Raw genomic sequence first — 23085 nt, 5'->3', positions numbered from 1 at the left:
TATTATTACCTTTATTAATGGTTTTTGTTCTAGGCAAATATACACCTTTGTTGCAAGCAAGGAGTTATGCTGAACAGCTTATATTACTTTTTGAAAAGGGGTTACTGAAATGATCAAATTGAAGTGGCGGTCAAACTTGCAACTGCTCTTATCCTTTCTTATGGTCTTCTCTGTATTCAACGGTTTAATGGGCATGCAGGAAGCTCGAGCGGTTGAGGCTTCAATAGCGACCGAAACCAGTAGTGTCAAACATGATGATAACTCATCGACACCGGTAAATTTAGTAGTGAATCCTGGATTTGAATCGGGAGATACAGGCTGGGAATTTTGGGATGATGCCACCTCCGTTGTCAGTAACAGTGCCAATAGTGGTATATACAGCGTTAAGGTAAGTGCCGGAGATACAGGATTTGCCCAAATTATTACCACGGGTGTTGAAGAGAATGAAAGCTATTATTTTGAAGTCTATGGAAAGGTAGAAGGGGGTCAAGAAGGTCTCATTTTTGTTACTTGCCGTGATAGCAATAATCAGGAACTCCAGACAACCTCATTTCCAAAATTCACAACTGCATCTTCAGACTATAAGCAGCGTTCTAAAACTTTCACTGCACCGCCCGGTACAGAGAGGATAGTCGTCTGGACATGGACAAATAATGCAACTGGCCAATATTATTTGGATGATTTTTTGCTAAAAAAACTTAGCGGTCCATTACCGATTGATAATCCATACCCGGCTCCCCCTGTGCTGCCGCCAGCCGAGCATCCACGCCTTTTCGTGAGGGCAAGTGATCTAGATGAGATCCGCAGCAACCTAGCGGAAGCTGAAGTAAAGGAAGCTTGGGATCGGATGCTGGATGCTGCGGAACAAAGCTATACAGGAATGCTTCCAGCTCCAATTTCAGGAAAGAATAATATGAACGAAGCGATTATGAAGACCATTCAAGCCAAGGCTTTGTTGTATTTACTGCAAGAAGACGAAACAAGTGGCGAGCAGGCCGTCAGCATGATGAGCAATTATTTGGATACCGCGGTCTTCCCTTTATACAATTATCGTCCGATTGGTGAAACCCTCACATTAGGTTCCATTGTTTATGACTGGTGTTACCCGCTGATGACCCCGGAACAGCGATCGCATTTCATTCAGCGCTTTGTGGCTATAGCTGAAGGAATGGAGATTGGTTTTCCTCCGATTGAACAAGGAGCTGTTGTCGGACATGGTAGCGAAGCGCAATTGATGCGTGATCAGTTAAGTGTCGGTATTGCGGTTTATGACGAGAATCCAGCTATATATAACATAGTAGCTGGGCGGTTCTTCGCTGAGTATGTGGAGCCTCGTAACTATGTTTACCCTTCTAATGCTCAGCATCAAGGTGATTCCTACGGACCTTATCGTTATCAATGGGATGTGTTTGCCTCGTGGATATTCAAGCGGATGGGTGCGGGAAATGTATTTAATTCGAATCAGCAGATGACTCCTTACGAATGGATCTATGCACGTCGTCCCGATGGGCAGCTCATGCGTAATGGGGACACGTTTCAATCAGGAAGGCCATTTGGTGAATATTGGTCTGAGCCAATGCCTAATATGCTGCCTGCCAGCTATTATAGCGATTCTTATTTGAAGAATGAATTTCTGAGGCAAGATCGTTACAACAAATCATCCAAGGAGGATCTTTGGCTTATTCTATTTGATAACCCGCAACTGGTGACTATGAATGAACAAACACTTCCGCTGACTAAATATTTTTCTGAGCCTTCTGGCCAGATGACTGCTCGCACGGGCTGGGCAGGCGGTATACAATCCTCAACTGTCGTTGCGACAATGAAGGTAGGAACCACTTGGTTCGCTAACCATCAGCATTTAGATGCGGGACAATTCCAGCTGTATTACAAGGGTGGCCTGGCTATCGATTCGGGAATCTATGAAGGAATTAATGGAGGATATTATGGCGCCCACGATCTTAATTACAATAAACGCACGATTGCCCATAATACGATGTTAGTCTATGATCCTAACGAAACCTTCCCGGCTGATTCGAATGATGGCGGACAACGTTTTGTAGGTGATGGTAATGAACCTGCTACGATAAATGACTTGGATAATTATAAAGTTGCTGACGTCGTCAAACATCAGTTCGGTCCGGATGCAGTTACACCGGATTACAGCTATATAAAGGGAGACCTTACGGATGCGTATTCGTCCAAAATGGAGGATTTCAAACGTTCATTTGTGTTTCTTAACCTGAAAAATGATGAACATCCCGCTGCACTAATTGTATTTGATAAGGTGACTTCTGCGGATGCCAACTTCAAGAAAACGTGGTTGCTGCATAGCGAGAACGAACCGGATATTTCAGGCGACACCGTTACCCTTGAGCGAACAGAGAATGGCTACAATGGCAAATTGGTCAATCGTACTTTACTGCCGTCTAGCGAAAATGCGGAAATTACTAAGATTGGCGGAGCAGGAAACGAGTTTTTCGTCGATGGCGTTAACTATCCTCAAGAACCTTGGTCTGAGGACAGCACGGAAGCGGGAGCTTGGCGTGTGGAGGTTTCTCCTAAAAACAAAGCCGAAACCGATGTATTCTTAAATGTGATGCAGGTCATGGATGCGGTTGGCGGACCTGTTCCACTAGCTACGGAATCAATTATATCTAACGAGATGGTCGGTGTGAAGATCGAAGATCGGGCTGTGCTTTTTTCCAAAACCGGTGTTGATATAACGAGCACAGCAAGCTTTGAACTGCCAGCATCAAACCAAGATGTCCGTGTATTAGTGACGGACTTAAGCACGGGCTATTGGACAGTAACGAAAGCTGGGGATCCATCATCAGTTGAATATGAAGTAACGCCAGATGAGGGGACGTTATATTTTGCTGCTAATACCGGAGGCACGTATACCTTACAGCATTCACCAACAAGGTCTTTGCCCGTCCCAGCAGCGCTTGCAACCCTACCGTTACAAGCTGAGAAGGATGCTTTAGTTATGCAAGTGAATGGCGCTGACTTCGCTTATAATTCAGAGCTGGGTTTAAGTGACGGTCAGGTAATCATCCCTTATGAACGACTAGCTGATGAGCTTGCTCTTACAACTGATCTGCAAGGATCGACCTTGACAATGAGCCGCAGAGGAACGACGGTTGCGATGTCCATCTCTAGCCATGCGATAACGATTAATGGTCAACCCGCAACCCTACAAACACCGGTAACCCTAAGAAATGGAGAGGTTTACATTCCTCTTGAGGTCGCCTCTATAGCTAAATGGGCAACGATTAATTGGGATGAGTTTTCCCGAAAAGTTAAATTATCTTCAATTCAACCGCTGACCGAATATAAAGTTGTCGAGATTGAGTCCAGTACGACTGCAAATGTTGCCTTACAAGCAGCTGATGGCGATATGAATACAGTATGGACGACTAGTGTACCGGGCGCCTACTTGGTCTATGATCTCGGTGAAACTCGGAAGTTCGATCATATCGATCTCGCCTGGCACAACGGACAGGATCGTAATTATCAATACCAGTTATTAACATCAACAGATGGAAGTAATTGGACATCCATATATACAGGAGAAAGTTTCGGGAGTGATGCTAGCTATGAAGCGACATATTTTGCCCCTGTATCCGCCAGATTCGTTAAGCTAATTGGAAACGGATATCATTCAGATATGGGAGATAGTAGTGAAATATCGCTCAAAGAGATGCGCATTGCTACTCCGTATTACAAGATTGAAGCTGTTCGGTCCTCCAGAGGCAAGGGAGAAGAAGCCATTGACGGCAATTTGGGAACGATGTGGACTTCCCAAGGTAAGGGGTCATGGATAGAATTTGATCTAGGCGTATCCTCCACGGTAGCCGGACTGAGCAGTTCCTGGTATTCAGGAGAAACGCAGCTATTTGATGTGATGGTTTCGGATGACCAAAAGCTATGGACGACTGTATTCCAAGGCAGCAACAGCGGAGCGAGTGGTATGGAGGATCATTTCTTTACACCAATCGAAGCAAGATATGTTCGGCTCGTAGGGAACCGGGAATGGAATACGATATGGGAAGCAGTCTTGTACAAACCGGCAGCAACACCAACACCGACAGCAACGTCCACGGCAACGCCGACAGCAGCGCCAATAGCAACGGCGACACCAACGGCAACGCCATTAGTAACGCCGACAGCAACGCCATCAGTAACACCGACACCAACGGCTTTACCCTTCTACAACGAAAAGGTAAGCCTTGACGTTGTTAAGGCTTTAGCGGAAAAGGCGAAATCTGTACAGTCCGTTACATTCAAGGATGTACCTAAAGGTGCTTCATTTGAAAAAACAATCGAGCTGGCAACTAAGCTTGGGATCGTAAAGGGAAATGCAGATGGTTTGTTCCGTGCTGATGCTTCTGTAACTAGAGCAGAATTTGCTGTTATGTTAGTAAGGGCACTTGGTTTAGAAGGCACAGGTAGCTCAAACTATAAAGATGCCAAGGGGCATTGGGCAGAAAATGAAATCATGACATTAAAATCAAGCGGTATTATTAGCGGTTATTTGGATGGGACATTCCAGCCGAATCAAAGCATCACTAGAGCGGAAATGGTATCCATGCTCTCCAAAGTATTAAATACGACTTCAATTCCAAAGCCATCTAAGTTCAATGATGTTTCGGGTAGCTGGGCGGAGCGTGCAATTGATGCATTATTCGATATGGGTATCGTCAATGGTAATAGTGATGGCTCATTCAAGCCTCAAGCTAATGCTACCCGATTAGAGTCCCTGCTAGTGATCATGCGTATGCTTAATATTAGCCTTGGTTTATCGCTTGATATAGAATAGTAATCTTTTAATTATGCTACAGATGCGGTAGGTACTGATAAAACAGTGGCTACCGCATCGTTCCACAAGAATCTGTCGTACTTCATATAGAGGGAGCTGCAAATGAAAACAAATAAGCAAGATAACAACCTATTGCCGCCATTTTCTTCTGATAAATGGAAATCGTGGACACCCAGACCGGAAATAGCGCCGATATTTGATAGAAAAACAGACCATAACGAGACAATGCTTATCATATCTTCTATAGATTCCTTTCATACTTACGGTGCTTGGTATTGTGAGATTAGTGAAGTACTTGAGAGTACTTCTTATGAAATCATGGCTGAATATGAAACAAAGCAGATTGATTATGAAGCTGTATCCGTGAATATGATTGTGACTTGGATGGATAAAGCAGGCAAATGGTTGGGAAGAGAGTATGTGGATACTTATGAGGCTACAGAGGACGGTCCTGCAAGACTGAAGAAGAGATTGGATTCCCCAGCAGGCTCAGGAGCGGTGAAGATTGAGCTTGAATTTCGTTGGTCCAAAGGCGGTTCGGTTGCTTTCAAGCAAGTATCACTTTGTCCGGTTGAGTCAGCTAGGTCACGGAAGGTTAAGCTGGTGACCACCTATGTGAATCCATATGGCGAGCATAGATCGGATCTTTCCGCTAATTTACAGGAGATCCTGGATACGCTTGAGCTTTCAGGACACGAACAACCAGATCTGGTTTGTCTAGCTGAGACCTTGTATGATCGATCCTCTGGTTATAGCGTCCAGGAGGTCGCACAAGCTCTGAATGGTGAATTAGTGAAATCCATCTGCCAAAAAGCGAAAGAGATTCGTTCCTATGTTGTGTTTAATTTTTATGAAAAGGATGAGCTTTGCTTTTATAATACAAGCCTATTAATTAATAGGAGCGGAGAAGTTGCTGGTATTTATCGCAAGGTTCATCTTCCGTTGTTTGAGGCTCAAGACGGAGTAACACCGGGAAGTGATTATCCCGTTTTTGAAACGGATTTCGGCACAGTTGGTCTATTGATTTGTTGGGATCAGAGCTTTGTAGAGTCTGCTCGGTGTCTGAGGATGAAAGGTGCGGAAATTCTCTGTATTTCTACAGCAGGTGAATCGAAGATCCAACAGATTGCTCGTGCGGTTGATAATGGCATGTATGTTATTGTTGCTGGAATTAATGGTGATATCGTAGATGGAGGATCAGGTAAATGGATCGGTGACCCAAGGAGTAAGCCCAGTCGAATTATTAACCCTAACGGAGAAATTTTAGGTGAAATTGGTCCAGAAGGTCCAAACGTGCTAGGCATAGAAATCGATTTAAATACTAAGTTCCTGGAGTATTGGATGTCGGTAGGGCCAACTTTCGGTGAAAAACGCAACTTGTTTGCTCGGGAAAGGAGACCGGATACTTACTAGAATCGTCAGTTATTGAGGGTAAGTAGAAACAAATGTTAATAGCGTATAACAATAGCCCGTACACGAGAGCATGGACGTGTACGGGCTTTTGCACAGCTTTTTTGAACGCTTAATGAAGCTTGCTTTTACGGAATTCGCTTGGTGTGGAACCTGTAAGCTTTTTAAACATACGATTGAAGGAATTAATGTTCTGGTAGCCTGCGGATTGCGCAGCATCCTGGATACGAATGTCAGGCCTAAGCAATAGTTCCTTTGCTTTATTGATTCGAACTGAATTAACATAATCTACAAAGTAATCGCCTGTCTTTTCTTTGAAATACGTAGATAAGTAACTGCGAGAGATATTAAGCTTTTCTGCCACAGCATCCAAAGTAATTTCCTTGTCATAGTTATTTTCAAGATATTCATAAACAAATTGAATAATATGGTCTCGCTTATCCTTGAGCTCCTTAACAAGAAGAGCGGAGCTCTGAATCATCGAGGACAATATGGTGTCAAGCTGCTCATAGGTATAACAAACCTGCAATGCATTGAAAGCATGGCGCACGGAAGTAGGCTCGATGTTACGCTGCTGAAGAATCTTCTGTGTTCGATGCATGATAGATTCAGCGAATTGAACGACACTCTGTGCACTCTCATTGCGCTTTCTCATTCTCCCCAGCACGCGTCTTACCAGTTGAAGCACATCTGCGTCATTTCCGCTGTAAAGATTCGCATCGAGTTCGTCTTCTTGAGCTTGTGACAATTGAATATCCTCGACTTGCCGCTCTATATCTACAATAATTTGGGTCTCATCATCGAATTTCCGCCTTGTTAGCTTCTCTAGGCCGATTCGATAAGCCTCATTCCAATCCTCTATACCGCCTGAAGCTGTAATCGTCAGGAAGCAATATTTCTTCTCGGCTTCTAGTACATGATTGATTTGTTCGAGTGTAAGCCTGATATTCGGATCGGTCATCTCTGTAAATACAATCGATAGGATTTGATCTTTCTCCATCTGGAAAGTTAGGGCGTCAGAGTAGGTTTCCATAATAATTCGATTAACATATTCTCTGATGAAAGAAGTTGCTCGCTCCTCATCTACCTCTATTTGATGCAGCATAGACTTGTAACTTACTTTGAACAATAACAGAACGAATGGACGATCCGATGGAATCCATGGGGAGCTATCTCCATGCTGATGACGAATCTTCTTTAGTATGTTGGAATAAGCGTAATATTGGAGCAGCGACTCCTTCTCCGACATATCCTGATGAATATCTTGGCTTGTTTTCAAGACATCGCTTATTTTGTTATGAATGATATTAAATTCCTTGATTCCACTTATCCATGGCTGAGAGGTGTTCCACTTCTGCATAGCATCAATAATCTGTTTAACGGGTGTATTGATGCGCACGCTTAGCAGGAAGGAGGCAATTACGCTAATGGCAATGGTAAGGATAAGCAATAACAAGAATGAGAAATTCCAGCGAATCTGACTGAAAATCGTTGTATCCGGAACTACATGAATATAAGTTAAGCCACTTGCACCTTTCATATAGAAGTAGTAGATGCTATCTTGAATGACATAGCCTGACTGTTCGGTGAACTTAGGTAAAGAGATTTGCTCAGACTTTGAAGAAGTATATAATTGCTGATTACGGTCATTCAAAATATAAAATTTGTCATTAATCGTTTGTCCCATTTCAGAGTAAATCATGTCTGCATCGGCCATAGCGATTAAATAGAAGTTAGGAAGCTGGTCATTCTTGACGATGATTGGAAGCAATATTCGCTCTCCCGTCCGTTGATTAGAAACGATCTCAGCAAACGAAGACGCAGGGAGTACTTGGAATTTGTAAGGCTGTGCAAATTGATCGTTCCAAAATGATGCGTTGTAATCTTGACTGTTGTAATAGCGCTCAAACATGACATCGACATCAGCTCCGCGGCCTTTTTCGAGAACAAACCCGGAGTCCTTATACATCATGATCATATTTTCCAGGTATAAGAATCGATTGGATAAAAAGAAGTTGAGCTTCTGCATAGTGGAAGCCGCATTTACGTAATCAATGGATTTCTCTTGCGTCCCACGCAAATCGAGAGAGAAAGTTAGAACTGAGCTATGAATCATTGCAATAAGGTTTTCATAATTTTCGGTTGTTTTTTGCATGCTGAGCGTATTGTATTTAATAATTTCATCTTTAATACTTTCCCTATAGAAGACAACGGAAAATAAAATGAACGATACCAATAGAGCAATAACGATTAAAAAGCTGACTAGTAATCTAATGAATAATGAGGATGTCTTATCTTTGAGCTTGAATCGGGACAACCTTCCCTTAGGGGACTTAACTTCTGACAAATTTCCTCACCTACCCTAGGGATTCTTCTAATAAAGCTACATTATTTAAAACGTGGAGACTAAGCCATGGAGTGAATGCGATTGTTATCTATATTAAAGCATTAATAGAAGAAATTTAATATCATCATATTTTTAACTGCTTAACACATTGTTAAGATCTAGTGAAATAACGCCACAAAAAAACATTAAAAACCGATTTTTTCGAAGGTGCCCATATCACAGACACTGCATATCAGAGTCACGAGAAGGGAATGGTGTTAGACGCTTGGGGCTGAAGTCTGGCGGGGCAGTGTGTTGCAGATAGAAGGGGAAGCTGATTAATTAGGCTGCCCCATATCTTAGATTTCAGTGAGTTCTTCTTTTATTGAAATACCAACCGCTGGCCAAGAAAACGAAGAAAAGCACAAGATTAAATCCGACGCCCGCGAACAATGAACCATTGAATAACAAGGCTTTTCGTCTTGGTTAAGATCTATTCTGGTCTTATTCAGTGTATTTATGAGGAGACGAAGATCGCCGAACATAATCGACTGGTTGAATGCCATGAATGGCGATTGGATCTAGTTCATTACCTTTAAACGCTAAAGAAAAAGCCTGGCGCATTAGCGGGTAGCACGGCACTTGCGCAGGCTCAATCCCACATCAAACACATATTTGATTCCCATTACACCAGACAAAAAAACATTTTGTAGAGCTACTGAATATTTAAGCGATGAAGCCAAACTGGAAGGAATCCAGTATAGCATTCAGCAATTGTACAAGATATAGCCGAGTCATGTAACGATAGATAAAGCGAAAGCCCCTACATCGTCAATATAAACGGGAATTCATATCGCATGAAAGAAACGAAGGAAGGGCTATCTCAGCAATAATCAGAGTAATTGAACGACGGCTTCAACCATCTACGAACAGTTGTGACGGTAAGGATACGACCCTCAGATAAAATATGTACTATTTTTCACAGGTGGGGGGGGGGGCAGTGGACAATTTCAGAGTGAAATCTCTAATCAATATATTACCCTGCGTGAGAGCAATTGTGGAGATTGTTAACAAGAATTCGCTATTCCTTCTAATCACTAGCGTTGCATAAAATCTCCGGATCTCTGAAAAGTGAATATTCAGAAAATTATTATTAGGCGTAAATTGAAAAAGGTCGAGCAGATCTCAAAGGTAGCTCGTCCATTTGGTTTAATTATACATTTATGTACGTATTTGTTCATCTTTGCATTCGGCCTGATGGTTCAAGCTTTGGAGTAATTTCGCTGTCGTCCACGCGATGTTCGACTCGGTTTCTTCTTGAGTTGCCTGATCTACCTACCACACGGTTGCCATAATAGCATTGTCAGCCAGCGCGTGAGTTGTAGCAAGCTGTGTTTCACCTTCATTTCCAGCTTCACCAGCACGAGCAAACAGAATACGATGAGTGCGATCCAAACTTGGTTGGTAATAGCCTGTTCGCTCGTCCCATAAAGATGCTTAATCTGCAAGTGCCGCTTCATCCACTTAAAAAAGGTCTCGATGGCCCAGCGACCCCGCTACATCTAGCTAATTTCATCACACGTCAAGTCGAAGCGGTTGGTCACCTGAAAGAGCAGGTTCCCTTGCGAGTCTTCGGTCTGAACCATTCGCAGGGCATGCTTTATCTTTTTCTGCTGGGAGCCGATTCGGACGAGGCAATCGGCCGATACCAAACTGCCTGCAGGCACATCCATCTCCTCCAGAGGCTCGATGTGCGTATTGCTATTTAAGCGGGTCACGAAAAATATCCCGTCCCGGCAGTAGCGGTCAAATACGAACACTTGTCGTAGAAGCGCGGGATCGACTTGTTTGTGCTTGCTTCTAAGCTGTGCGGCCGAGATGGAAGTCAGCCCTAGCTAGTAAAGAAGCAAAGCTTTATTTGTTAAAGCATATCCAGTCAAAGATGAACTGTACAAAATCAAAATGTATTGCTGGGCATAAATCATTTCTCCGAATTTCTCAAAGCTATGTTCGATCAGCCCAGGCGCGGATACAAGTTGTCCAGTTTATTTAACTATTTGTTACTATATTACTAAATCTGTTTGCGGCATTCTTTCCATTTCTCAAGATATTTTAGAATATCTTCCGTTATTTCGTTTCCTTCGAAGGTTCCAATTTATAAGCTTTTACGTCCCCAATCACTGACTTGATGCAATAACCTATTTTTACAAAAAGGCCTTAAGCTCTTCCCGAATAACTTCATTGTCTTCTATAATAGCAAGTTTCAAAATCGATCACTTCCATTTTTAGAATCATTATTCATTTGTCCCTATCATACAACTGATTTACAAAGTTATGCAAAATAGGGAAGTCCGTTATCAGGATGGATGCTTGCAGCATGTAAGAACCCGATTTCTTTAAGGACTTTAGCGTATAGCTAATATCAGGGGCAGTTCCATTCTCCGGTCTCGTGTCTTTCAACATTTTATAATCTTTCCGCTAAACTTCACTATACGATTGCTTTGCAAGCAAGGCAAATCGCTCAACCAAGTCGCTGATGCGAAACCTCTCCGCATTGTTCATATAGGTAATGACTGTATCCTCGAACGGTTCATACCAATGGGTGGGAACACCCGACTTGCCTACGATTGCACCGACGATACTGCCCGCTGTCGCTGCCGTGCAGTCATTGTCGAGCCCCATGGCGACAGTCTCCGAGATAACCTTCGAAACGTCTGTCCCTCCGATCATTAGACCGAATATGGTCAAACAAGCATTGTTGTTCGTATGCGCGCCAGACATCCCCTTGAAGCGTTCGTCCACGGCAGCTCTTGCTGCCTTATAGTCCCGTACTTCCTTGCTGACAGACAGCGCCCATTCCACGTCTTTATAGAGTGTGCATGCCTTTGGGATTTCGCTCAAGCCAATCCGCAGGGCTTGTTCCGGGTGATCGACTGCGAATGCCGCGGATTGCGCCGCGCTGAAGAACATTTCACCATAGATCCCGTTTCTGCGATGGCTTAAATATGCATCGCGGTAAGCGTACTCCGCCGCTTTGGCCGGAAAAGCCGGTGCCAGGTAAGCCCACGCGTCAGAGCGAATATCCGCGCCAATCCACTGATAATAGGGGTTGTTCTTCTCGGCCGCTTCTAGAGCCGGAATGCTGGCCTTTAAATTATTAAGCGCAACTTCCTCCGCAGTGCATGCGATCGGCAAATATTTTAGCCAGCTCTTCCCTACATCTTCTGTCCTGAAATCCAACCCATGCTCCTCCGCGATCAGCAACCCAAGAATCGTATAGGTAATGTCGTCATCCACCGGAACGCCTTTCATACCAGCTAAAGTATACTCATAGAACTTGCTCTTCCCATAACGGATATCGTTCGGATTTTTGATACTTGACCAGTATGCCAGCGGAGGGAAGGAATCGCCGATGTAAGCGGCCCACTGCTCCATCTCATGCACCTCCCAGAACTCGACTGGCGCGCCTAACGTACAGCCTGCGAAACGGGCCAGTATGGCGCCTTCCAACTTATCCTTATAGACTGTCATATCAAGCGAATCCCACAGTCTTCTTGGACCCTCCTTACGAAGCGATTGAATGGCCGAAAGTTCATTTGGCTCCCGATCTGCCAGATCCTGATCGATGGACATCTCATTTAATTTAATAATCGCTTCTTGCATTTTCTCCTCGATACCTGACCATACACTTGCCACCTCTTGACTGCCGATTTCGTGGGCTAATTGCCCGTACTCGATGATTTCTCTTGCAAGCTTGGAAAGCTTCGGTTCTACCGGATATTTCATTCCACTTTTCTCCCCTTTATATGATCTTTGTCTCATCTAGTGTTTAACTGCCGATTAATGAAATCAAAAGCTGATGTTATTCCCCATACCCGATAACAAAGAACATCATTGTACTAACCCAAGAAGCAGAAAAAATTTTAACACTTCAGAATTTGTCCGTAAACGAACCACTTTTCATTTTGAAATAATAAAACTCCTAACCAAGCTTACGCTGACGTCTCGCGTATAATTCACTATAGGCAAGGCCGCGCCTCTTTGAAAAGAAGCTGATTTCGTCTTTATCCCTTGAATTAACAATAATGCAACAATGCGTGAACAAGTTAAAAATACGGTGATAATTAGCGGATATTTTAACCAATTTAAGCCATATTATTGTTTAGTGACAATGAAATATCAAAGGAGTACACCATGAGAAACTTCAGTGGCCAATAGAAACAAACATTCGAATACGTGGAGCAAGAACTCGGAAATAGTTCAGATCTTTCAGTTAGAGAGTGTCAAATTGGAACAGAAAAAATACCCACATTGATCTTATGGATAGATGGACTAATTAATAAACAAAACTTAAATGAGAATATCATTTCGCCGCTATTGAACGGAAGCAGATAGATATATATTCTTGACCAGGATGAGGAAACAGTACAGTTTATTAGTAATTATTAAATAACAACGACCGAAATCTTACATATACCATCGGATGAAAAATTAATTCCATTACTCATGAATGGATGGTCTATTGTAATAATCGACGTAATCGATATCATATTTGCTGCAAACACACAAGGTTTCGAAACTCGAAATATTGATGAGCCTGCTTCAGCAAGTGTTATTCGTGGACCACGAGATGGCTTTGTGGAATCAATTGATGTAAATATCTCTCTTGTCCGTCGTCGTGTAAGAAATAAGAAGGTTAGAGTTGAGAATCATTGGATTGGGACTATTTCCAACACAAAAATTGCAATGATGTATTTACAAGATCGAGCACATAACGATACAGTTTTAGAAATACAAGAGAGGCTTGGGCACATTGACATCGATGCCATATTAGAATCTCAGTATATTGAAAACTTAATTAAAGATAGTCCCTATTCCTTCTTCCCAACCGTCTATAGCACTGAGCGACCAGATGATGTGGCAGGTGCAATTCTTGAAGGGAGAGTAGCGATTATTGTAGATGGCACTCCATTTTCACTTGTCCTTCCCTGCACACTTTTAAAACACTGAAGATTTATATTTAGCTTATCCAATAGCAACGTTCATTCGTTGGATTCGATTTTCAGGTTTTTTTATGTTGTTATTGCCTGCATCTTATTTAGGTATCCTTACCTATCATCCTGAAATGGTACCTCCCTAACTTTTAAGCAGTATTCGAATGCGAAAATCTATTGGTTCCGCAATTAGTATTGTTGGCGCCTTGGTTATTGGAGAATCAGCAGTTAAAGCAGGGATTATATCATCACCCATCAGTCATTGTAGTAGCAGGAACCGCAATAGCCTCATTTACAATCCCGTCCATTTCTTTATCAGCGACTATTCGTTTACTCCGTTTTGTTATGATTATATTGGCTTCCTTTCTAGGATTGTATGGCATTATGATCGGGCTATTCTTATTAGGGATTCACCTTTCATCTATTAAATCAGTAGGAATGCCTTACCTTGTTCCTTTTGCACCATATAAGCCTACGGAAAAACTTACAACTATGGAAAGATCGCTGTACAAGAGGGAGATTTAACGTTATCGAACGTTGGCTATGCAGTTAATAATGATGGTCTCATTGAGCTTGCAGCGAGCGCTAGATTAACAATACCAGGAACTACAATAATAAATAATAAAACCATTTCGGGTTCTGGTAAAATTACATTGAGAGAAGATGTTAATGCGGCTGCAAATTATAATAATGGCATTGAATATGTAATCGTAAATGGCATGCAATCTCCTAGTAACTATAGTCGCTATCAGTTTGTGAACGATCCAGATGTAACGGTAACAGGAATTATTTATGAAAGTAAAATTTCTGGAACAGGCATTGTAGCTCAGCAAATAAATGTTGTTGAAATTAAAATTCCTGAATAGTACTTAAATATAAAGTGATTGAAGTAACTTGTGAGGCATGAGTTCTGTATGTTACAGAACTCATGCCTCATGTTATATGGGGTTGTAAATGAAGCGAATTGTTTATAGATTAAAAATCATTCTATTGAATACTAATTAAGGAGAGGACAATTGAAGAGAAAATACATAAAGATAACAAAAATAAGTATTTTTATTATTGTTTTGTTTTTTGCAATCGGATTGGTTTTTCCAACATGGACACCTCGAATTGAAGGAGATAATAGCATAAGTTTTTTAACGCAGATCAAGATTAATGGCACTGATCATGAAGTGATGATTAGGGGAGTGGACCGACGCAATCCGATCGTAATCTTTGTGCATGGCGGTCCTCGTACACTATGATCAACGCGGAAGCGGGAAGTCGTATCACTTTTTTGAGGATTACTCTACACTATCGGCAGATTTGCTCGTAGATGATTTGTTGCTATTAACGGATTATGTTAAAAAGGAATTTGGACAAGAAAAAGTGCTGCTGATCGGCCATTCTTTTGGCACATATATTGGGATGAAAGCTGCCGCAAAAGCACCTGAGAAATATGCTGCTTATGTTGGAATTGGGCAGGTTGCCGATCATGGGAAAAGCGAATTGGATAGCTTGAATTATTCTATTGACCAAGCAAAATTAGCCGGTAATTCAAAGGATGCAGAACGATTAGAACAGCTTCGAGGCCCGATAGAAAAAGGGGAGCAACTTACTCCAAGAGACATGGTTAGAAAATATGGCGGAGCAGCTAGATTAATTGATGATAATAGTGATTATTACACAGGGTTTCTCTTTAATCCAGAGTATAATTTGCTCGACGTCATTCGTTATTTAAAAGGAGTTTCATTATCGCAAGAAATTTTATTGGAGGAAGAGTTATTTGCTGAATGGTTGAAAAAAATTTGGGGCAGTGGCTAAAATTACAGTGACCGACACATAAGTCATGGTGAAAGTCACAGATCGTATAAGACGTCATATAAGCGAAAAGAGACCGTGTTCACTAACAAAACGGTCTTTTTTTGTGCAAATAAGAAAAACGATTAACTTTTTCGCCATATTTTTGACGGAATATCACTATTCTTAATAGTGATTGTATTTTGAGGAAAGAGAAAAGAAATATCTTTATTTTACTGAGTTTTTGAATGAATCTATAAAGTGCTTGAAGGGAGATATGGCACTGTGATAATATGATTTTATTATCTAAACGTTTAAATCATGGTGATAGGAGTGAGAACTTGATACGGCTTTATAATGATACTTTTGAAATAAATTTGTCTCCACACGGAACGGTGGAATCCCTCCTATTGACAGATGATCCGGAAAGGATGAACTGGGTAATCGATGCGCAATATGTAAAGGATGCCGGATACTCGGATCAGGATAAACGGTTTGGACAGTGGAGCGCTACAATCGATGATGAATGGATTGAAAGCATTAACTTGCAGCCGCATATGGAAGTGATGGACGATCAATCGGCTATAGTTACTTTTTTACACGATAAATTTAAAGTTCGTTATGAGTACCTGCTTCATAATAACGGTGAATGGAAATGGACGATTCGTTGTTCAAATCCGACTAATGATCCTATAGTCGTAAAGGGTTTCCATAGCTGGTTTTCACTTGCGTATATTATGTTCCGCGATCATGATGTTTTGAGGAATATGCAACATTCTTGCGCGGTATTCCCACATGTAGGAGGGGATTTCTCTAAATTTGCAGCTATGCGCAGAAGCAACGAGTCTCCTCATCTAGCCATATACAGTACGGGCGAACGAGTCAGCGCGTTTGGTACGTATTGCAGTTATGTCAACCGTTTTTTAGAACAGGTCTCGCCGTCATTGGACGGAATGCTGTACCACCGATTGTCGTTTGTTGAGGATGGAAGCTCGATGGAGCAGTCTGCAGACAGCGATTGGATTTATGGTGGAGATTACTCCCCTGTTACGCTTGAGCCTGGCGACGAAAGAACATGGTCATTTGTTTTTACTCCATTTAAACAACAAGAGGATTTTTATAACCAGGCGATAAAGTACGGGCATCCGCGTTGGACTTATTCACCCGTGACGACTACGGAAGGAAAGTTTTTTGCCGAAGTAATATTTCCAGAAAATGATGCTTTGCATTCGGTTAAGCTTTTAAGTGTAACAGATGAAGACGGTACGGTTAAGGAAATTGACATCTCAAATGAGTTTAATGTGATTTTTGATGAAAAATCTAAACGTTTACGTACGGTGTTGCCACTTAAGTCAGCTGGCGAGATTAAAATAGTAGCTAAACTAGCTAGTGGAAAATGTGATGTTTTGGTAGGAAATGTCCTTGAACCGATCCATAAGATACTCGAGGAGAGGGCAGCATGGTTATGTAATCATAGTTTTAATACGGCCCAAGAAACTCGGCCCTATGCATGTTTGCCTTTATCGAATCAAGGAGAATCGCTTGGCAAATTATCTTTTATCCTGATGAAAAATCTTCTATCCGCTCCCGTGCCGGAACAAGTGAGAAAAGTTGAAAAGGCTGCGTTCCATGATCTAAAACATCATTGGTTTGAGGATGGAGATTTTACGATCCCTAAACCGCTATATGGTTCTTTTTACCGTATGTATGATTTTGATTATATCGGTCACGTATATTACTTATTGTCTCAATTTGATAAATCGCTTTTGTATCATGAAAATCCAGATACCTATTTAGGTTGGGCTGCTGAGGTCATGTGTATGCGGCTCGACCCCGATTGTCACCAGAATAAACGCGAAAAAGAAGAAGCACGGCTTGTAGGCGTATTTATTTTATATATTGGCGACTTGTTAGAGAAGTTGAAAAAGAGTAAGTTCATTTATTGGTATGAGAAGCTTGAATTGCTATGGTTAGCATTCGTAAAAGGGCTAAAACAAGGTTCGCAAGGGTACCAAGGAGCCGTGACGGAGCATTTCTATGATAATGCAGGATTTGGACTTACTTGCGAAGCGTTGTGCCTAGCCAAGTTAACGGATGAAGCGGAACTGTATGCCCCGTTAATTATTGCAAATATCGGATTTAGTAACGATTATAGAGCGAATGCTCCGGATCGCTGGTGGGAGGCCTTATCTTTTATGACTCACTCGTTATGGGGGGGATTAGTAGCAGGCGCTGCCCGATCTACTTATGAAACCATTGGAGACACGCGATTGCTGGAAGCTGGTTATCGAGCGACGATGGCTGTTTTTAATTGTTATGATTGGAATGTTTATTCGACAACTCGCAAACTAAAGCCAGGGGAGGCAGCTTCTACGTACAGCATTGCAGCGCCTAATTTAAACATGCCTGAAATTTCCAGAAATCGTTTTGGGCAATCCATATTTAAGAAATCGAGCGATCCCTTATTCAGCAGTCTATTTTCTACGATCGAAGGTGACGATTGGGATATGGGCGAAGAACTCGTTGCCTATATGCTTGGTTTTGGTTCGACGACGTATCTTTATACAGATGAAGAAGGCGGGCTAAGATGTGTAAATGGTTTTATTGAGCCGAGAGAAATGGGATGGGAAATTACAAGTTATGCCGCATATCCAACTAGATATGTCATGTTGGAGAAAGGGCTTGCGTTCGTTTCAAATGCTGGAGAAACCGTTAGGAGCGTATTATTTATGAATGGTGCATTTGAAAGTGCAGAAGTTAAAAGATAACAGGAGCTATTCTGGACGAAAAAACGACAGCCGGCAATACAGTGCCTGCTGTCGTTTTTAAAAATATAAAACTTTATAGGTTTCACGCGATAAAGTAGTCTACTGTTTCTCGGAATGAAACGCGCTGCGCCTTCAGAGGATGACGAAAGCCATTTCACTTCGTCCCATTCAATTAGAAATCTGAAAATCTTTTTTTTCGAAAGTTTGCTGGAGAACTGCCTTGTTTATTGGTAAAAACGGAGGAGAAATAGGCAGGCGTGCTAAATCCTAATTCGTCGGCTATTCGGGCAATCGACCAGTCGGTTTGGAGGAGAAGTTTTTTGGCATGTTCGAACCGATATTGCAGCAAGTAATCCATTGGGGTGACTCCATATACTTTTAACATGCATTTGGCCAAGTAGTTGGGATGATAATTAAATTCGGCCTTAAGTACGGAATTCGTGATTTTTGAGGTATAGTTTTGACGAATGAATAATTCAATTTTTTCAGCGAGATGTATGGCAGTTGAATGTATTGAATTCGCTGAATCGTGGTTTATATTTTGCATGAAGGTCTGGAAGGCCGTTTGTTTCCTCCAATTTCGAAGCGAACGCGGATCCTTATCCAAGGAATAAAATTGGGTAAGATCGTTCATGGATTGGCTCGACAGCTTTAATTTCTTGGGTATAAAAATCGAGTTAACTTCACAATGGTTGAGGTATGCTTGCTGTTTATGTTTTTCAAATAAAGCAATTTGATTGTCATAGCAATCGCTGATGGTTTTCATTTCATCCCAAGCTCCGAATGTTTGGAAATGAATCCATGTAATTTCCGTCTCTTCTTCACAGGGAGCCGTACCAAAGTGATGCGCATCGGGCCTTAAAATGATGGCTTCATCTTTGCTTATTACCCACTCATTATCATTTTCTCCGATGAACAACTTGCCCCTCGTGACGATAATAATATCGAATACGCTAATGGAATAACGGCTGACATGCCTCTCTCGCGGCAAGAAAGTATGTTTCCCACTATCGATAAAATAAGGAATAGGTGGAGTTACAAAATGCATGATGATATCAGACATAACGATCCCCTCACTTTACGCAGGAATAGTGGTATTTTCAATTTGTTTATAAATTGATTTCGTTAGCGCGATATTCATGTTTTTACAATGGTGAAATAACATAAGATAGCAAAAAGATTTAAACGTTTCACAATATTATATTCTATGTAGGTGAAATTGTCCGATCGTGGAGCATATCAAAGACTTTTATATCAAAATAACACATTACTCGATACTTTTCAAACAGAAAAATAGAGGTTGGAATTTCATAAATAGAGGTTGGAAAAATCGTTTTTCAATGGAAAAGATGGATGATACAATGAAGTAAGCGTTTTCTATTCACTTGAAGAGAATGCGGTTTATCCTAATACAGTAAATCAATATAGTTAAACGATTAATCAAATGCCATGATTATCTTCAAAGGGAGGTGCCAAAACGAATATTGGTTATGAAGCAGTTGGTGGCTGGTTGTAATATCAAAAAAACAGGTTGAAATATCTTATTGCGTTTCATGATTGCTTATGGCACAATCTGGTTGTAAATACTGCTAAACGTTTAACTTGCCACTTGAATGCTCTAGTGATCAAGTTGAATGATTAGACATACAAACGAAAGCTAATTTTGAAGGGAGTGCGGGGGCAATGAAAACAGGCAAGAAAATTGGGGTAGGTCTTATCTTAGCTGCATTGGCAATGAGTGCAATTGGATGTGCGAACAACGGAGGCAACGGAGGGAACACAGCGTCACCGGGATCAGATGCTACGAATACACCGACGGGTTCCAAGACAGAAAAGGTCAAGATCGTTTACTCGATGTGGGGGAGCGCGGAAGAAGGAAGCACGACACAGGCCGTGGCAGACAAGTTTAACGCTTCGCAGGAGCGAATCGAAGTGGAAGTGCAAGCGATTCCTTGGGAGAACTACATGACAAAATTGAATACGCTTGCAACGGCAGGTCAATTGCCGGATACAGGGATGCTGCAGGAAGGCGGAGTCATTCAATGGTCCGGCGAAGGGATGCTGAATGATGTAAGCGCGATGTATGAGGGAAGCGATAGCAAGCCGCTGGACAGTCTGGCCTACAAACATGAGGGGAATACCGTTGCTTATGCGGCTGCCAATGAAATTCTACTGCTCTATTACAACAAAGATATGTTCGATAAAGCGAACGTGCCCTACCCTCCAGCTGCACTTGATCAAGCTTGGACATGGGATGAATTCGTAGCGACGGCCAAAAAACTGACGATTGATAAGAACGGCAAACATTCTGGCGAGGAAGGTTTTGATTCGCAGAGCATCGTTCAGTACGGCACTTCAGTAGAGAATCTTTCGTGGCAGCTCGAAACCTGGGCGCTCAGCAATGGCGGAGGTTTCTACTCCGAGGACGGTACGGAGGTTAGAATCGGAGAAGATGCTAGCGTCGAAGCGATTCAGAAAGTTGCCGATTTGTACTTAAAGGATCATGTCGCCCCGTTGTCCGTCGGACAGACCGATGATGGTATTCAGCGAACGATTATTGCCGGGACTGTCGCTATGGCAACGAATGGTCAATGGAACATCGGAACAAGCTTGAATACGGCCAAAGAGGAAGGGCTTAAATATGGTGTAGCCGTACTGCCTTATTTGAAGGATAAGGTAACCCTCAATACAGGCGGCGCCAATGTTGTATTCTCCCAGACCAAACATCCGGAAGAAGCGATGGAATGGCTGAAATGGTACAACTCCGAAGAAAACAACTGGGCACTTATTTCATCGGGTATTTGGATGCCGACGCTAGACAAGTGGTACAAGGATGAAACGTTTACTCGCAAATGGGTAGAAAATCCTAACTTCCCACCATACGAGGAATACAAGTCGGCAGTAGTTGACTATGCGCAATCTGATGCTGCAAGGCCAGCTGCGTGGTTCTATACGAACTATACAACAGACTTTAACACGTTGCTCGGGTCGGTTCTAGGCGATGTCTGGACCGGCAAGACTACCGCTAAGGAAGCGATTACCAAAAATCTCGATGCTTTGAAAGCAGCCCATGCAGGCAGTAAATAAAAGATAGAAGGGATGACCGCTAGCGCTGCAACGGTGGCGGTCATCCTTTATTCATAAGGAGTGGGGCAAGATATGGAAACCATTAATAAACTGCCGAAGCGCCGTTCCCGTGTTTATTCAAGCGAGGCGCGCGTTGCTTATATCTGTTTGATTCCTGCTTTTTTGGGATTATTCTTTCTGACGTATTTACCTCTTCTCGGTGTGCTCGGAATCAGTCTCACGAATTGGACGGGGCTGAAACCTCCGGAGTTCATTGGCTTCGAGAATTATATCAAACTATTTACTTCTGATCCTTATATCAAGGACTCTATTATTACGACAATCTATTTTGCAGTATTATCCGTAATCGGAAGCATGATCTATTCCCTTTTTATTGCAATGATGCTGAACCGTAAAATTCCAGCCAGAAGTTTTTTTAGAGCGGTTTTTTATATCCCATATGTTTTGCCGGCTGTAGCGATTTACGTAGGATGGTCGTGGCTTTACGAGGGGAATTTTGGTTTTTTCAACTATCTTCTCTCTGAGGTTGGTTTGAATAAAATTCACTTTATCGCTGATTCCAGCTATGTCGTTCCATCTCTCTCGTTGATTTCGGTTTGGCTTTCGGGCAACTTGATCGTTATCTTTTTGGCCGGGCTTCAGAATGTTCCGAGTGTATACCATGAAGCAGCCGAAATGGATGGCGCAAACGGTTGGCAACGATTCCGGCATATCACCTTGCCATGCATGACGCCGATTATTTTCTATAACTTGTTGATGAGCTTAATCGCCAACCTTCAGGTCGTGACGCCGGCGCTTGCCTTAACGAATGGCGGCCCAGGGAATTCTACAAGGTTCTTGACTTATCTGATGTACGACCAAGCATTCGTGAATTACAAGATCGGCTATGCATGCGCCACTACCTTGATTATATTTGCTATACTTGCCGTTTTTACAATTGTTTTGTTTAAGACATCCAACCGGTGGATCTACAATGAAGGAGGAGATGATAAATGAGCGAAGTAGCCTATGGCCGACTAAGAAGCAAGAAACGAAGAAACAGAACGATGAACCTGATCACGATAGTCGCTGTTGTTTTTTTTGCCATTTTAGCGATCTTCCCGATTTGGTGGATTTTTCGCACGTCTCTTATGACGAATGCCGAGATCTACAGATATCCGCCAGCTCTATTGCCGAACAATTGGTTGTTTTCCAATTATGAAAAAACGTTAGAGATCTTCAAATTTTGGAAGTACTTGTGGAACACGATGGTCATTATTGTTCCTTCCTGTTTGGCCGGAACATTTACGGCAACTTTGTGCGGGTACGCTTTTGCAAGGCTACGGTTTCGAGGCAAAAACTTGATCTGGGCACTTTGCATCGGTTCCATGCTGCTGCCTGCCATGGTTACGCTTATTCCGCTGTATATCGGCTGGACGCGAGGCCTCGGAGTGAGTGACAGCTATTGGCCGTTAATTCTGCCTTATTTTTGCGGCGGCGGCGCATTTAATATTTTTTTAATCCGCCAGTTCATCATGTCCATACCGAGAGAACTTGATCAAGCTGCAACGATTGACGGTGCCGGGTACTTCCGCATCTTGTTCAGTATCATCATGCCAGCCATCCGACCGGCAATGATCGTCGTCGCGTTGTTTATCTTCATCGGGCTATGGAATGATCTGCTCCAGCAGATGATTTATATTAATTCAAGCGATAAATATACGATTGCACTGGGACTAACCAACTTTAGAGGCCAACTGAAAAGCGACTGGTCGATGACGATGGCCGCAACATGCTTGTCCTTTGCTCCAGGCGTCATTTTCTACCTCATTGGTCAAAGGTATTTTGTAGAGGGCATCACGCTTACCGGATTAAAAAATTAATTCGGCCTTGGATAACTAAGCCATCAGGAGGTTA

The 23085-nt window shown here is 42.3% G+C and carries 12 protein-coding genes and 4 pseudogenes; 11 read left to right on the top strand and 5 right to left on the bottom strand.

Annotated features, from left to right (window positions below; translation table 11 throughout):
- Positions 1-109 precede the first annotated feature (109 nt).
- Positions 110-4822: a heparin/heparin-sulfate lyase HepB gene (gene hepB / locus E0496_RS18360; RefSeq protein ID WP_141503200.1), complete on the top strand. Its 4713-nt coding sequence runs from the start codon at positions 110-112 to the stop codon at positions 4820-4822.
- A 102-nt stretch (positions 4823-4924) separates the two neighbouring features.
- The gene (locus E0496_RS18355; protein WP_141503199.1) at positions 4925-6235 is read left to right on the top strand and encodes a carbon-nitrogen hydrolase family protein; all 1311 of its coding nucleotides are present in this window, start codon (positions 4925-4927) and stop codon (positions 6233-6235) included.
- A gap of 109 nt (positions 6236-6344) precedes the next feature.
- Here the strand turns inward: E0496_RS18355 and E0496_RS18350 are convergent, their stop codons facing one another.
- The 4 genes and pseudogenes from E0496_RS18350 to E0496_RS18335 form a co-directional block, all read right to left on the bottom strand.
- Positions 6345-8348, bottom strand: coding sequence for a helix-turn-helix domain-containing protein (locus tag E0496_RS18350; RefSeq protein WP_206669805.1), 2004 nt, complete (start codon positions 8346-8348; stop codon positions 6345-6347).
- A 1541-nt stretch (positions 8349-9889) separates the two neighbouring features.
- Positions 9890-10102 (bottom strand): annotated as a pseudogene (locus E0496_RS37215) (transposase); the annotation flags it as partial.
- An 18-nt stretch (positions 10103-10120) separates the two neighbouring features.
- Entirely contained in the window at positions 10121-10336 is a 216-nt protein-coding gene (locus E0496_RS18340; protein ID WP_141503196.1) for a hypothetical protein, read from the bottom strand.
- Between the two features lie 700 nt (positions 10337-11036).
- On the bottom strand, positions 11037-12380 hold the full coding sequence (locus E0496_RS18335) for an ADP-ribosylglycohydrolase family protein (protein ID WP_241674860.1): 1344 nt from the start codon (positions 12378-12380) through the stop codon (positions 11037-11039).
- Between the two features lie 414 nt (positions 12381-12794).
- On the opposite strand from E0496_RS18335, the pseudogene E0496_RS36560 reads away from it, so the two are divergent.
- From E0496_RS36560 to E0496_RS18300, 6 genes and pseudogenes are all read left to right on the top strand, one after another.
- Positions 12795-13568, top strand: a pseudogene (locus tag E0496_RS36560) (spore germination protein).
- 22 nt (positions 13569-13590) lie between these two features.
- A pseudogene (locus E0496_RS37210) lies at positions 13591-13746 on the top strand (spore germination protein); the annotation flags it as partial.
- Positions 13730-14077 (top strand): spore germination protein, encoded by a 348-nt coding sequence (locus tag E0496_RS37205; protein ID WP_141503192.1) that lies wholly within the window; start codon positions 13730-13732, stop codon positions 14075-14077. The pseudogene E0496_RS37210 and the gene E0496_RS37205, both read left to right, overlap by 17 nt.
- Before the next feature lie 128 nt (positions 14078-14205).
- The gene (locus tag E0496_RS18310) at positions 14206-14418 is read left to right on the top strand and encodes a hypothetical protein (protein WP_141503191.1); all 213 of its coding nucleotides are present in this window, start codon (positions 14206-14208) and stop codon (positions 14416-14418) included.
- A gap of 312 nt (positions 14419-14730) precedes the next feature.
- Positions 14731-15319, top strand: a pseudogene (locus E0496_RS18305) (alpha/beta fold hydrolase); the annotation flags it as partial.
- Positions 15320-15627: 308 nt separating this feature from the next.
- Positions 15628-18102 carry a hypothetical protein gene (locus E0496_RS18300; protein WP_241674859.1) on the top strand — a complete coding sequence of 825 codons (2475 nt, stop codon included), beginning with the start codon at positions 15628-15630 and terminating at the stop codon, positions 18100-18102.
- Positions 18103-18274: 172 nt separating this feature from the next.
- Here the strand turns inward: E0496_RS18300 and E0496_RS18295 are convergent, their stop codons facing one another.
- Positions 18275-19165, bottom strand: a complete 891-nt coding sequence (locus E0496_RS18295; RefSeq protein ID WP_141503189.1) for an AraC family transcriptional regulator — start codon at positions 19163-19165, stop codon at positions 18275-18277.
- A 620-nt stretch (positions 19166-19785) separates the two neighbouring features.
- Here E0496_RS18295 and E0496_RS18290 point away from each other — a divergent pair.
- The 3 genes from E0496_RS18290 to E0496_RS18280 all read left to right on the top strand — a co-directional run bounded on the left by E0496_RS18290 (position 19786) and on the right by E0496_RS18280 (position 23051).
- Complete coding sequence (locus E0496_RS18290; RefSeq protein WP_141503188.1) at positions 19786-21189, top strand: ABC transporter substrate-binding protein; 1404 nt, start codon at positions 19786-19788, stop codon at positions 21187-21189.
- Positions 21190-21261: 72 nt separating this feature from the next.
- On the top strand, positions 21262-22185 hold the full coding sequence (locus E0496_RS18285; protein ID WP_141503187.1) for a carbohydrate ABC transporter permease: 924 nt from the start codon (positions 21262-21264) through the stop codon (positions 22183-22185).
- Positions 22182-23051, top strand: coding sequence for a carbohydrate ABC transporter permease (locus E0496_RS18280; protein WP_141503186.1), 870 nt, complete (start codon positions 22182-22184; stop codon positions 23049-23051). Before E0496_RS18285 ends, E0496_RS18280 begins: the two co-directional genes overlap by 4 nt.
- Positions 23052-23085: the final 34 nt, after the last annotated feature.

This window comes from Paenibacillus luteus (assembly GCF_006542765.1).
Classification (GTDB): Bacteria; Bacillota; Bacilli; order Paenibacillales; family Paenibacillaceae; genus Pristimantibacillus; species Pristimantibacillus luteus.
Note: the sequence above shows the minus strand (reverse complement) of the source record. Positions and strands in the feature narration are given on the sequence as shown.